General features: G+C 21.4%; 13 protein-coding genes and 1 pseudogene. 12 read left to right on the forward strand and 2 right to left on the reverse strand.

The features are described 5' to 3' along the window. Nucleotides 1-7: 7 nt before the first annotated feature. A complete protein-coding gene (locus AB4W62_RS01420; RefSeq protein ID WP_367680138.1) occupies nucleotides 8-331 on the forward strand; it encodes a flagellar basal body P-ring protein FlgI in 324 nt (107 codons plus the stop codon). Nucleotides 332-440: 109 nt separating this feature from the next. Here the strand turns inward: AB4W62_RS01420 and rne are convergent, their stop codons facing one another. Continuing rightward, nucleotides 441-3,314, reverse strand: coding sequence for a ribonuclease E (rne, locus tag AB4W62_RS01425; protein ID WP_367679722.1), 2,874 nt, complete (start codon nucleotides 3,312-3,314; stop codon nucleotides 441-443). A gap of 547 nt (nucleotides 3,315-3,861) precedes the next feature. On the opposite strand from rne, the gene AB4W62_RS01430 reads away from it, so the two are divergent. The 11 genes and pseudogenes from AB4W62_RS01430 to AB4W62_RS01480 all read left to right on the forward strand — a co-directional run bounded on the left by AB4W62_RS01430 (nucleotide 3,862) and on the right by AB4W62_RS01480 (nucleotide 11,798). Continuing rightward, the gene (locus AB4W62_RS01430; RefSeq protein WP_367679723.1) at nucleotides 3,862-4,812 is read left to right on the forward strand and encodes an RluA family pseudouridine synthase; all 951 of its coding nucleotides are present in this window, start codon (nucleotides 3,862-3,864) and stop codon (nucleotides 4,810-4,812) included. A gap of 201 nt (nucleotides 4,813-5,013) precedes the next feature. Beyond that, nucleotides 5,014-5,193 (forward strand): 50S ribosomal protein L32, encoded by a 180-nt coding sequence (gene rpmF, locus AB4W62_RS01435; protein ID WP_367679724.1) that lies wholly within the window; start codon nucleotides 5,014-5,016, stop codon nucleotides 5,191-5,193. 164 nt (nucleotides 5,194-5,357) lie between these two features. Further along, nucleotides 5,358-5,627 (forward strand): hypothetical protein, encoded by a 270-nt coding sequence (locus AB4W62_RS01440; protein ID WP_367679725.1) that lies wholly within the window; start codon nucleotides 5,358-5,360, stop codon nucleotides 5,625-5,627. A gap of 37 nt (nucleotides 5,628-5,664) precedes the next feature. Continuing rightward, nucleotides 5,665-6,288, forward strand: coding sequence for an ACP S-malonyltransferase (locus AB4W62_RS01445; RefSeq protein ID WP_367680139.1), 624 nt, complete (start codon nucleotides 5,665-5,667; stop codon nucleotides 6,286-6,288). Next, nucleotides 6,281-7,006, forward strand: a pseudogene (fabG, locus tag AB4W62_RS01450) (3-oxoacyl-ACP reductase FabG). Before AB4W62_RS01445 ends, fabG begins: the two are co-directional and overlap by 8 nt. A gap of 35 nt (nucleotides 7,007-7,041) precedes the next feature. Next, complete coding sequence (gene acpP / locus AB4W62_RS01455) at nucleotides 7,042-7,293, forward strand: acyl carrier protein (protein WP_367679726.1); 252 nt, start codon at nucleotides 7,042-7,044, stop codon at nucleotides 7,291-7,293. Nucleotides 7,294-7,365: 72 nt separating this feature from the next. Beyond that, complete coding sequence (gene tmk / locus AB4W62_RS01460; protein ID WP_367679727.1) at nucleotides 7,366-7,998, forward strand: dTMP kinase; 633 nt, start codon at nucleotides 7,366-7,368, stop codon at nucleotides 7,996-7,998. A 1-nt stretch (nucleotide 7,999) separates the two neighbouring features. Continuing rightward, nucleotides 8,000-8,995, forward strand: a complete 996-nt coding sequence (locus tag AB4W62_RS01465) for a DNA polymerase III subunit delta' C-terminal domain-containing protein (RefSeq protein ID WP_367679728.1) — start codon at nucleotides 8,000-8,002, stop codon at nucleotides 8,993-8,995. A 12-nt stretch (nucleotides 8,996-9,007) separates the two neighbouring features. After that, nucleotides 9,008-9,793, forward strand: a complete 786-nt coding sequence (locus AB4W62_RS01470; protein ID WP_367679729.1) for a TatD family hydrolase — start codon at nucleotides 9,008-9,010, stop codon at nucleotides 9,791-9,793. Nucleotides 9,794-9,944: 151 nt separating this feature from the next. Next, the gene (gene ptsG, locus AB4W62_RS01475; protein ID WP_367679730.1) at nucleotides 9,945-11,378 is read left to right on the forward strand and encodes a PTS glucose transporter subunit IIBC; all 1,434 of its coding nucleotides are present in this window, start codon (nucleotides 9,945-9,947) and stop codon (nucleotides 11,376-11,378) included. Between the two features lie 78 nt (nucleotides 11,379-11,456). After that, nucleotides 11,457-11,798: a histidine triad nucleotide-binding protein gene (locus AB4W62_RS01480; protein ID WP_367679731.1), complete on the forward strand. Its 342-nt coding sequence runs from the start codon at nucleotides 11,457-11,459 to the stop codon at nucleotides 11,796-11,798. A gap of 125 nt (nucleotides 11,799-11,923) precedes the next feature. Here AB4W62_RS01480 and asnS read toward each other — a convergent pair whose 3' ends face one another. Next, complete coding sequence (gene asnS / locus AB4W62_RS01485) at nucleotides 11,924-13,321, reverse strand: asparagine--tRNA ligase (protein WP_367679732.1); 1,398 nt, start codon at nucleotides 13,319-13,321, stop codon at nucleotides 11,924-11,926. Between the last annotated feature and the right edge of the window lie 92 nt (nucleotides 13,322-13,413).

Here is a 13,413-nt window from a genome sequence, read left to right on the forward strand (position 1 = left end):
AATAGATATAAAAACTCCTAAAAAAAATTCAAATATTATTTTTAATTTTCATACTAATTCTATCATTTTAAATTCAAAAGTTAAGTTACATTCATGTATTATAATAAATAAAAAATTTTTATTAATTATTAATCATAAAAAAAAGTATCCTATTAACTTTACTTTATTAAAAAAAATTAAAAAAAATCAAAAAATAAAAAAGAAAAAATTAAATTTATTTAATATTATTCAAATTTTAAATTATTATAAAATACAATATTTTGATATTTTTAAAATATTGAAAACTATGCATTATGCTGGTTGTTTCCCAAATAAGGTAAAGGAAAAATAGAAAATTTTTTTAGGGAAAATAAAATTTATTTTAAAAAATATTAACTACTTTTTATGGAAAAATTAATATAAAACTTATGAAATAGTTTTATATTAATTTTTTCTTTATATTAATTTTTAATAGGCTTACTAGTAGTAAAACTAGAAATATTTACTGCTGCATGAACACCAGCTGCTTTATTTTTTTTATATATTTTAAGTATATTTTTATTTTTATTTTTTAAAAAAAAATCAGTATCCTTAAATAATAAAGATGCTTTTGTAACTGGAGAATTTGCATAATTTTTTTGAAATACAATATTTTTATTCTTTTCAGGAAAACATAAATTATTTTTTAAACAACAAATTTTTTTTTGTTTTTCAATTAATTTGAAATTAAAAAAAATATTTTTCTTATAAAAAATATTTTTTTTATATAAATGTTTGATTATTTTTTTTATATATTTAACTTGTTTATTTATAATTAATTTTGAAAAATAAAAACTTTTAATGTTTAAGAAATTTAAGTTTATTTTTATTTTTTTTTCATGTTTAAGTTTAAACGAAATATTATACATTTTAAGAAATACATTATTTGTTGAAAATAAAGAAATAAAAGTTTTTCTTTTTATTATTTTAAAAAAATTATTTTCGTTCAAAAATATTTTTGTTATGTTTATATATTGAGTAAAAAAATTTATAAAATTTTTATTTTTATTATTTTTATTTAACAAAAAAAAATATTTATAAAAAAAACAAATAGGGAAATTATAGTAAAAAAAATATGAATCATAAAAAGTATTATATAACTGCAAATAAAAGAATATTTTTGAAATCTTATTATATTCTTGAAAATTATTTAATTTATATTTCTTAAACATATACATGTCTTCTTTTTTAAAGAAAATAAAGTTACAATATTTTTGTAAAAAAAAAGAATTTTTATAGAAAAAAAAACTTTTCTTTATATTTATTTTAAACAAAATTTTTTTCTCTACTTTTTTTAAAAAATTTATAGTAATTTTTTTAGAAAAAAATTCTTTTTCATATTTTTTATAAATCTTATTCTTTAAACTAATCAATTCTTGTATTATAAAAGGAATGGAATTATTTTTTTTGTAATTTTTATCGATTTTAATTACATTTTCTTTATTAAAAAAAATATTTTTTTTTAGATAAAATCTATCTTTTTTCTTTTGATAACTACAAATCGGAGCAATTTCTTTTTTAATTTTTTTTCTTGTTAAAATACATTTAGATGCCTTACTGATAATATCATTTGACTTAATGATAGATAAACTAACATAAGAAAATAAATTTTTTTCTATTTTATTTTTTAAATTTATATTTTTTTTATCTTTTTTAAGAAAATTAAAATAATTATTTTCTGTATTATTTTTTAATAATAAAGATTTTTTAAAACTTGAATATTCATTTTGTTTTTTTTCAATATTTCCTGTTTTAAAATCAGTTAAAAAATTACTACGATAAAATTTTGGTAAATGATAACTAATTGACTGTATTTTTTCCCCTTTTCTTATTCTTAAAACCGAATAATTAGGAGTTTTCATTTGATTATTAGGAATAATAATTATTTTTCCTGAAAATTGACGTTTTTCTATTGAATTAACAGCTTCTCTTTTTTCATTCAATAAATAACAAGCAATTTCTATTGGAACAATAGCATGAATTTCACATGTATTTTCTTTTAATGATTCTTCCTCTATAATGCGTAAAATAGATAATGATAAAGATTCATTATCTCTAATAGTGCCTGTTCCTGTACACCTTGGACAAATATGATAACTAGATTCACGAAGTGAAGAACTAATACGCTGGCGAGACATCTCTAATAGTCCAAATTTAGATATAGATCCTATCTGAACTCGTGCTTTATCATGATAAACTACTTCTTTTAATTTATTTTCAATTTTTTTTTGACTTTCTAAAACCAACATATCAATAAAATCAATAACAATTAACCCCCCCAAATCTCTTAATCTTAATTGTCTAGCTATCTCATCTACTGCTTCTACATTAGTATTAAACGCTGTTTCTTCAATATCTATTCCCTTTGTAGAACGAGAAGAATTAATATCAATTGCTGTTAATGCTTCAGTAGTATCAATAACTATTGATCCTCCTGAAGGTAATCTTACCTCTCTTTGAAAAGCAGAACTAATTTGTGATTCTATCTGGTAATAACTAAATAAAGGAATATCTCCTGTATATAATTTAATTTTGTTCCTAAAATCAGGTCTTCCTAAAAAACTAATATGCTGTTTGGCTGTTTTAACTATATCAGGATTATCAATTAAAATTTCTCCTATATCTTGACATAAATAATCCCTAAATGCTCTTACAATAATGTTACTTTCTTGATGAATTAAAAAAGGAGCCGATTTATTTTTTGAAGATTTAATAATTGCATCCCAATGTTTCATTCTAATGTCAAGATCCCATTGCAATAACTCTAAAGATTTTCCAAGCCCGGCAGTTCTAATAATTAATCCCATATTTTTAGGTAAATTTAGTAAAGATATTAATTCTTTTATCTCTGCTCTATTTGAACCTTCTATTCTTCTAGAAATTCCAGTAATTTTTGGATTATTTGGCATTAATACTAAATAACTACCTGCTAAGCTAATAAAAGTGGTTAAAGCAGCTCCTTTATTACCTCTTTCTTCTTTAGATACTTGAACAATTATTTCCTGTCCTTCTCTCAATACATTTTTAATATGAGTATTAGAAGAGAAAGAAACATTAGAAAGAAAATAATCCTTAGAAACCTCTTTAAAAGGCAAAAATCCATGTTTTTCTGAACCGTAATCTATAAAAATAGCTTCTAAGCTAGGTTCTATTCTAGTGATTTTACCTTTATAAATACTAGATTTCTTTTGTTCATATCCAAAATGTTCTATATCTAAATCATATAATCGTTGTCCATCAACAAGAGCAACTCTTAATTCTTCTTGTTGAGTAGCGTTAATTAACATTCTTTTCATTAAAAAATCTCTTATTTTTATATAAAATTAAAATTTATTTAAATTATATTAAAATCAAATAAAAAGTGTAAAAAATATTCATAAAAAATACTTTTCATTTTTTATAAAAAGTTAAAAAATAAAAATTTTTAAAATTTTTGGTTTAACTATTTTTTTTAGAAATTAAATAAAAAAATATTTTTTTTCCATTAATATCAAATGTAACAAAATTATTTTTTATGTTATAAATATATAAATAATTAATGCATAAGAAAAGCTTAGAATATATTAATAAAAATTATTAGTGACTAAAAAAAATATATCGGAAATATTCAATTATTAAATATAATTAATTTATTATTTAAAATAAAAATATTTGAAAAAATATTTTTTATAAAAATATTAGAATGTTTTTTACACTTATTCTTTATAAAAATACAAAAAATTAATTTAATTTTTTTAAATTAATATATTTATATTTTATTAAATAATAAATATTATATTAAAAATTTTATAAACTATTTCAGTTTTTTTTAATATAAATAGAAATATTTTGAGAAAATAATAAATGAAAAAAAACATTCTACCTTTACAAATGATATATGTTTCAAAAGATATGATTGATCAAAGAATTGATAACTTCTTAATAAAAAAAATTAAAAAATTTCCCAAAAGTGTAATTTATAAAATGATACGAAAAGGAAAAATAAAAATTAATAAAAAAAGAATTCCCCCTAAATATAAATTAAAAATTGGAGATTCAATAAAAATTCCTTCAATTAGAATTGAAAAAAAAAATAATAATTTTATATCAAATTTTGATGCAAAAAAAAATTTTACTTTAGATGGAAAAATTTTATATGAAGATAAATTTTTACTAATTATTAACAAACCATCTGGAATAGCTGTACACGGTGGAACAGGATTGCGTTTTGGTATTATAGAAAACCTTCGTGCTTTGTATCCCTTATATTCTTATCTAGAACTCATTCATCGAATTGATAGAAATACTTCTGGAATTTTAATGCTAGCTAAAAAAAAATCAACCCTTCGTGATCTACACAAACAAATAAGAGAAAAAAAAATAAAGAAACAATATTTAGCATTAGTACACGGACATTGGCCAAAATCTAAATTAATTATATCTGTTCCTTTGATAAAGAAAAAAAATAAAAATGTGAAAAATCCAGTTTTTGCAAATGAAAAAGGGAAACTTTCAGAAACAAAATTTCAAGTAAAAAAATATTATCAAAATTGTTCATTGATGTTAATAACACCAAAAACAGGAAGGACACACCAAATTAGAGTTCATTCTGCGTATGCTGGACATCCCATTATCTTTGATAAATGTTATGGAAAATCTGAACTAGATAAAAATTTTACATTCTTAAATAAAAAAAAAAACTTACTTCTTCATGCTAAGACAATTAACTTCTTTCATCCTAATATAAATAAAAAAATTTATATTACAGCTCCGATCGAAAAAAATTTTCAATTAAGTTTATCAAAATTAAATTAAATATTTTTCTAAAATATATAAAAATATTTTTATTAAAAATAATACGTTAAATTAATTCTTAATTAAAAAAAAATATATAAAAAATGTTTGCGTGAATATAAAAATGTATTTTATCATATAAGAATAAAAAAATAGCTATTTAGAAAAAAATATTTTATGATAAACATCAAATATTTATATATTATATAAAAGGAAAAAAATATGGCAGTTCAAAAAAATAAACCTTCCAGATCAAAAAGAGGTATGAGAAGATCTCATGATTCATTAAGAGAAAATACTATCTCTATAGATAAAATCTCAGGAGAGCATCATTTGCGACATAACATAACAAAAAAAGGTTTTTATAAAGGTAAAAAAGTACTTATTAATAAAAATAAATAATTATTTATACAAAAAATTTTATTACTAAATTTTTTATAAAGATTTATTTTTAATTAAGATATTGATCTCTACAAATAATTCATATTAAAAAGCATAAAAAATACTTTATGCAATATAAATCATATTTTTTTGAAAAAATTTTTAATTAATTCAAAGGATTCAAAATGAAAGAATATGCTATGATTTTTTCTGGACAAGGTTTTTATTCTTCTTATATACCAGAAATTTTTAAAAAAAATATACCGATAATTAAAAAAACTTTTGATTTAGCTTCTTCTTGTATTGAATATAATTTATGGAATGGTTTAAAAAAAAATGAAATATCAAATCAAAAAAACAAAGAATATCTTCAACCTTTATTATTAACAATTTCAGTTGCTTTATTTAAACTATGGATAAAAAAAAAATTTTCCTATTATTGCTGCTGGGCATAGTTTAGGAGAATATTCTGCATTAGTTTGTTCTAGAGTAATAAAATTTACTCAAGCTATTAAATTAATTAAGTTAAGATCTGGTCTTATGCATACTATAACTAAAAAATATCCAGGATCAACTCAAGTAATTATAGGACTAGAAAAGGAAATTATAAAAAATCTTTGTTTTAAACTTTCTAAAAGAGGAGTGGTATCACCAGCAGCATTCAATTCAAAAAATCAAATCCTAATTTCTGGAGATAAAAATACAGTAGAAAAAATGATTTTTTTATGTAAAAAATTGGGTGCTAAAAAAATAATTAATTTAAATATTAATACTCCTGTACATTGTATCTTTATGAAAGAAATTTCAAAAAAAATGTTTTTAGCATTAGAAAAAATAACTTTTCATCCTCCTATTTTTCCAATTATCAATAATGTAGACGTAAAATGTGAATTTTGTTCAAAAAAAATTAAAGATGCTTTAATACGTCAATTGTATAACCCTGTAAGATGGGATGAAACTATTAATGTAATTGTTTCTTATAATATACATTCAATAATAGAGGTTGGTCCTAGTAAAGTACTAAGTAATTTAAATAAAAAAATAGGAAATATTTTATCAATTTCTTTATATAAAAATAAAAATTTTTTACTAAATATAGGAGAAAAAAATGAATAAAAAAATTGTTTTAATTACTGGAGCAACTCAAGGAATAGGAAGATCAATTGCCGAAGGTTTTATAAAAAAAAAAAATTAGTAATAGGGATGTGTTCTTCTAATAAAAACAAAATAATAATAGAAAAATATCTGAAAAAAAATGGAATAGGAATGGTATGTAACATTCAAGATTCATTTTCAGTAAGAGAGTGTATTAATTATATAAATATAAATTTTGGTTCAATTGACATATTGATAAACAATGCAGGGATAGCTAAAAACAAACTATTATTTAATACAACTTTATCAGAATGGAATGAATCTTTGTTAACTAATTTAACATCTGTATTTCTTTTATCTAAATTAGTATTAAGAAACATGATAAAAAAAAAATGGTAGAATTATTACCATTGGCTCTATCATAGGGCAGATAGGTAATATTGGTCAAACTAGTTATGCTGCTTCTAAATCAGCATTAATTGGATTTAATAAATCTTTAGCCTTAGAAGTTGCTAGATTTGGAATTACTGTAAATTTAGTATTTCCTGGATTTATTAAAACAAAGATGACTGATAATCTGAATCAATCTCTAATAAAAAAATATTTATCTAAAATACCTACCCGAAAATTTGGAACTCCTTCAGATGTTTCTAATGCTGTTCTATTTTTAGCTTCTGAAAAAGCATCGTATATAACTGGACAAACTCTCCATGTAAATGGAGGAATGTATATGATATAATCAGATTTAATTTATTTTAAAATAAAAGTAATTTTATGATTAATATTGAAAAGAAAATTAAAAAAGTTATATCTCGACAGTTTGATAAAAAAATAGAAAAATTAAATAATTCCACTAAATTAATAGATGATCTTAAAGCTGATTCTTTGGATATAATTGAATTTTTTATGTCTTTAGAGGAAGAATTTAATATAAGTATTCCTGATGAAGAAATGGAAAAAATTATTGATATTCAATCTGCTATAATATATGTACATAAAAAAATAAAAAAAATATCTGATCCATAGATCTTAAAAATTAATATTATTTTAATTCTATACTTTTTTCAAACAAATCCATTTTTGATTATTAGGAAAATTATGATAAAAGGAAAATTTATTGTTCTAGAAGGAATAGAAGGATCCGGAAAAACCGTAGCATGTAAAACAATATTAAAAACATTACATCAATATAATATTAAAAACGTTAAATTAGTTAAAGAACCTGGAAGTACGTATTTAGGAGAAAAAATTAGAAAAATAATAAAAAATTATAAGGATAATCAGGAATTGCATAATAATGCTGAACTGCTACTATTTTATGCTGCGAGAATACAACTTGTAGAAAGTATTATAAAACCATCTTTGGAAAAAGGGATTTGGATAGTAAGCGATAGATACCAATTATCTTCTTTTGCATATCAGGGAGGCGGTTACAATCTTTCATTAAATATGATAAAAAACTTAAAAAATATGTTTTTAAAAAAAATCAATCCCGATATTACTTTTTATCTTGATGTTCTTCCTGAAATTGGATTAAAAAGAGCATTTAAAAGAAATAAACCAGATAGAATAGAAAAAAAATCAATAAATTTTTTTGAAAAAGTTCGTAATACTTATTTAAGTATCATTTCTAAAGAAAAAAAAATAATAAAAATAAATGCTAATCAAAAAAAAAATCTGGTTAAAAACTCTATAAAAAATAAACTTTATATTTGGTTGAAAAATAATTAATATGATCCTGTATCCTTGGTTAATACCTGCTTATAAAAAGCTTGTTTTTCAATATACTAATAATAAATTGCATCATACTATTTTAGTGAACACCATTAAAGGAATAGGAATATTTAATTTAATATGGAAATTTAGTAAATGGCTATTATGTTTAAATAAAAAAAATGAAGAAAATTGTGAAATATGTTATGGATGCAATTTAATGAAATCTTTAAATCATCCTGATTGGTATTTTTTAAAACCAAAAAAAGATAAAAAAACTATAGATGTTGAAACATTAAGAATACTAAATGAAAAATTTTTTAAATCTGCTCAACAAGGAAAAATTAAAATTATTTGTTTTTCAAACACAGAATTTTTAAATGAATACGGAATTAATGTTTTATTAAAAATATTAGAAGAACCTCCTAAGAACACTTTTTTTTTATTAATTAATTTTAATTTTTTTAAAATTCCTTTAACTTTAAAAAGTAGATGTTTTTTATTAAATATATATGCTCCTTCAGAAAAAGATTCTTTAATTTGGTTTAAAGAAAAAAACTTTGTTATTAATGAGACACATTTTTTAACTTCTCTTAAAATATCAGAAAATGCTCCTTTAATGGCTATTAAATTAATTACAAGCAAATTATGGACAGAAAGAATAAATTTCTATGAAAAATTAATGTATTTTATTGAAAAAAAAAAAATAATTTCGCTACTTCCTTACTTAGTTGGAAAAAATATTTTCTTTAAAATAAATTGGATTTGTTTAATTTTATTAGATGCCATGAAATGGAAATTTCATATTACAGAAAGTATATCGAATTTAGATATGATTAATATTATAAAAATAATTTCCTCTAAATATTCTTATTATACTTTAGATAAAAGCCTTCGTTTATGGATAAAATCTAGATTTTACCTACTTAATATTTTAAATATCAATCAAGAATTATTAATTTCTAAAAAATTATTAAATTGGCAATTTTTTTTAAATACTAATAAATTTAAATAAGAGAAAAAGAATATGTTTTTAATAGATTCTCATTGTCATCTTCATAATCTAAAATTCAGAAACATAAAACATGGAATAAAAGATACTATTGAAAAAGCACAAAAAAATAATGTTAAAATGATTTTAGTAGTATCAACTTCAATTAAAGATTATTTTTTTTCTAAAAAACATATAGGAGAACAACCTAATATTTTATATTCTTGTGGAATTCATCCAAATAATATAAAAAATAGTAAAAATAATATTAAAAAATTAGAAAATATTGTTATTAATGAAAAAATAATCGCTATAGGAGAAACTGGTCTAGATTATTTCTATCATAAAAATAATCATTTTGAGCAAAAATTATTATTTCGTCAACACATAAAAATAGCAAAAAAATTTAAAAAACCACTTATAATTCATTGCAGAAAAGCAATACATGATATATTTGAAATATTAGAAGAAGAAAATAGTCAACCCTGTAAAGGAGTTCTACATTCTTTTACAGAAAATTATAATTCAGCTAAAAAACTAATAGATTTAGGTTTTTATATATCATTTTCTGGAATTATTACATTTAAAAATTCTTTTTTATTAAGAGAAATTGCTAAAATTATTCCAATAGAAAAAATATTAATTGAAACTGATTCTCCTTATTTATCTCCTGAACCTTATCGAGGTAAAGAAAACCAACCTGCTTATTTATATGAAATAGCAAAATTATTAGCTAAATTAAAAAATATTGATATAGAAACATTTTCTAAACAAATAAAAAAAAATTTTTTTAAATTGTTTAATTTACCAAATGAAAAATAAAAAATATAAAGATTTTGTTTTAATTAACCCAAGTTATTTCATATTTAAATAAATAATTTTATTTATTAATTATAAAAATATTTTTTATTAAAAATATTATTAATAATAACTTATCTTAAAAAATCCTGATAATATTTAGGAGTTTTAGAATATGTTAAAAAATGCATTTGCAAATATGCAAAAAATAGGAAAATCATTAATGTTACCTGTTTCTGTGCTTCCAATTGCAGGTATATTGTTAGGCATAGGATCGGCTCATTTTAGTATTATTCCAAACGCAATATCTAATATTATGGCAGAAGCAGGAGGATCTGTTTTCTCTAATATGCCTTTAATTTTTGCAATTGGAGTTGCACTAGGATTTACTAAAAATGACGGAGTAGCTGCTTTAGCAGCTGTAATAGCCTATGGAATAATGATAAAAACATTATCCGTAGCAATACCTATTTTTTCAGTTATGAAAATAATTAAAATTTCCCAAGAAAATCTTATAGATACAGGAATATTTGGAGGTATTATCGCAGGTTCAATTGCCGCTTCCATGTTTAATTTATTTTACCAAATTCAACTTCCAGAATATTTAGGTTTCTTTGCAGGAAAAAGATTTGTTCCTATTATTTCTGGATTAATATCAATTTTTGTTGGATTGTTACTATCTTTAATTTGGCCACCTATTGGCAATACTATACAGAATTTTTCTGAATGGGCAGCTTATCAAAATCCTATATTTGCATTTGGAATGTATGGATTTGTTGAAAGAATTCTAGTACCAATTGGATTACACCATATCTGGAATGTACCATTCCAAATGCAAATAGGAGAATATACCAATTCAATTGGACAAACTTTTCATGGAGATGTTGCAAGATATATGGCAGGAGATAACTCTGCTGGAAAACTTTCGGGAGGATTCTTATTTAAAATGTATGGTTTACCAGGAGCAGCTTTAGCTATTTGGAATACTGCTAAAGCAGAAAATAAAATCAAAATAGGAAGTATAATGCTATCTGGTATGTTAACAGCTTTTTTAACTGGTATAACTGAACCTATAGAATTTTCATTTTTATTAACAGCTCCTATATTATATATAATACATTCCGTATTAGCGGGATTATCATTTCCAATATGTATTTTACTAGATATGAGAGCAGGAAACAGTTTTTCTCATGGATTAATAGATTTTATTATCTTAAGTGGACACGGAAATAATATTTGGATGTTTCCATTAATAGGTTTATTATATGGTTTATTATATTATTGTATTTTTTACATTTTAATTAAAAAATTAAATTTAAAAACACCTGGAAGAGAAAAATCTGAAAATATATTAAATAATCTCAGTAATTCTGAACTGGCTCCGTACTTAGTCAAAGCATTAGGTGGGAAAAAAAATATAACGAATTTAGATGCTTGTATTACTCGTCTTCGTATTTCTGTTTTAAATACGTCAAATGTAGACGTATCTCAATTAAAAAAGATTGGCGCTGTTGGAGTATTTGTTTCAGGATTAGGTGTACAAGCAGTTTTTGGAACGAAGTCGGACAACTTAAAAACTGAAATGGAAAATTATATTAAAAAAAATTAATTTTTTACTAAATTAAGGAGAGTGAAATTCAACTCTTCTTAATTTAAAATCAAAAATTAAAAATTTGGGAAAAAATATATGAAAGAAAATAATATTTTTCAAAAAATTATAAATAAAAAAATACCAGCGGATATTTTATATCAAGATGAAAAAGTTACTGTTTTTTCGGATATCAATCCAAAAGCACCAGTACATTTTCTTGTTATTCCAAATAAAATTATTACTTCTTTAAATAAAATAGAAAAAAAAGATAAAAATTTAGTTTTTCATATGTTAAATATAGCAATATTAATTGCAAAGAAAAAAAAAATTTATAATACAGGTTACAGATTAATTATTAATTGTAATAATCATGCAGGTCAAGAAATAAATCATTTACATATTCATGTATTAGGTGGTAAAAGATTAAAATCTATCTAAAAATTATTAATTTAATAAAATTATTTTGTTTCTACTCTTGATCTTGTCCATATATAAATTTTTAATATTAATATAAAAAATATTTTTTATAATTAATAAAATTTTAAAATTTGATTTTTTTTTAATTAAAAATCACTGTTTCGAACAGTTCTAGGAAAAGGGATAACGTCTCTGATGTTATCTATTCCTGTAATATATTGTAATAAACGTTCAAATCCTAATCCAAAACCAGAGTGAGGAACTGTTCCATACCGTCGTAAATCTCTATACCACCAGTAATTTTCTTTTTTTAATTTTAATTCTGCTAATCGATTATCCAATATAAATAATCGTTCTTCTCTTTGAGATCCACCAATAATTTCCCCGATTCCTGGAACTAACATATCCATGCTAGCAACAGTTTTATTATCATTATTTAATCGCATATAAAAAGCTTTTATTTCTTTAGGAAAATTTTTTATCATGACAGGAGAATTAAAATATTTATCTACTATATATTTTTCATGTTCTATACTTAGATCTAATCCAAAAAAAATAGGCTGAGAAAAATTATTTTCAATTTTTTTAAGAATATCGATAATTTCCGAATATTCAACTTCAATAATTTTTTCATTTAAATTTTTTTCTAATTTTTCAATTATTTTTAATTTATATTTTTTTTCAAAAAAAATAATTTCCGGTAAGCAATTTTTTAAAACTTGATTTATTGAAAATTTAAAAATTTCTTCTATTAATTTAGATAAATCAAAAAGATTAGAAAATGATGTTTCAACTTCTAACATCCAAAATTCTGATACATGACGTTTAGTATTAGAATTTTCAGCACGAAAAGTAGGACCAAAAGTATATACTTTTGACATAGCACAAGCATAAGTTTCTGCTGTTAACTGTCCTGAAACGGTTAGAAAAGTTTCTTTTCCAAAAAAATCTTTAGAAAAATCAACTTCCCCTAATTTTTTTTTAGGAATTTTTTGAAAATCAAAAGTAGATACTCTAAACATAGAACCTGCTCCTTCTGCATTTATAGCAGTAATAATTGGAGTAGGAACCCAATAATATTTTTTTTTATTTAAAAAAGTATGTAAAGCGTGAAATAAACAATTTCTAATTTTATTTATGGCTGTAAAAAAATTACTTCTTGTTCTTAAATGAGGTATGGATCGAAGATATTCATTAGTATGTTTTTTTAAAGATAAAGGATAAGTTTCAGGGTTTTCAATCCATCCTATAACTTTTATATCATCAGCATATATTTCATTTTCTTGTTTTTTTCCATAAGAACTAACTAATTTTCCTTTTACAATAATTGAACATCCGGTAGTTAAACTTAATATTTCTTTTTTATAATTAGATAATCTTTTTTCTGCAATTATTTGAATCGGAGATAAATGAGAACCATCGTATAAATGAATAAAAGAAATTCCTATTTTTGAACTTCGTTTGCTTCGAACCCAACCCTTAATAGTAATACTGCTATTAAGTTTTATTTTTTTTTGATAGATATCCGATACAGAAACTAACATTTTTAATTATTTCCTATTAAAATAAATTAAATTTATTTATTAAATAAATCTTTTCTCTAAAACATACAGTTTTTTAACACTATTTTTTTAAA

The organism is Buchnera aphidicola (Mindarus abietinus) (assembly GCF_964059085.1).
GTDB lineage: Bacteria > Pseudomonadota > Gammaproteobacteria > Enterobacterales > Enterobacteriaceae > Buchnera_A > Buchnera_A aphidicola_C.

Coding starts and splice junctions, on each gene's coding strand:
- rpmF (WP_367679724.1), top strand. CDS start 5,014: ATGGCAGTTCAAAAAAATAAACCTTCCAGATCAAAAAGAGGTATGAGA.
- AB4W62_RS01465 (WP_367679728.1), top strand. CDS start 8,000: ATGATCCTGTATCCTTGGTTAATACCTGCTTATAAAAAGCTTGTTTTT.
- AB4W62_RS01480 (WP_367679731.1), top strand. CDS start 11,457: ATGAAAGAAAATAATATTTTTCAAAAAATTATAAATAAAAAAATACCA.
- acpP (WP_367679726.1), top strand. CDS start 7,042: ATGATTAATATTGAAAAGAAAATTAAAAAAGTTATATCTCGACAGTTT.
- ptsG (WP_367679730.1), top strand. CDS start 9,945: ATGTTAAAAAATGCATTTGCAAATATGCAAAAAATAGGAAAATCATTA.
- AB4W62_RS01440 (WP_367679725.1), top strand. CDS start 5,358: ATGAAAGAATATGCTATGATTTTTTCTGGACAAGGTTTTTATTCTTCT.
- tmk (WP_367679727.1), top strand. CDS start 7,366: ATGATAAAAGGAAAATTTATTGTTCTAGAAGGAATAGAAGGATCCGGA.
- AB4W62_RS01470 (WP_367679729.1), top strand. CDS start 9,008: ATGTTTTTAATAGATTCTCATTGTCATCTTCATAATCTAAAATTCAGA.
- AB4W62_RS01430 (WP_367679723.1), top strand. CDS start 3,862: ATGAAAAAAAACATTCTACCTTTACAAATGATATATGTTTCAAAAGAT.
- asnS (WP_367679732.1), bottom strand. CDS start 13,321: ATGTTAGTTTCTGTATCGGATATCTATCAAAAAAAAATAAAACTTAAT.
- rne (WP_367679722.1), bottom strand. CDS start 3,314: ATGAAAAGAATGTTAATTAACGCTACTCAACAAGAAGAATTAAGAGTT.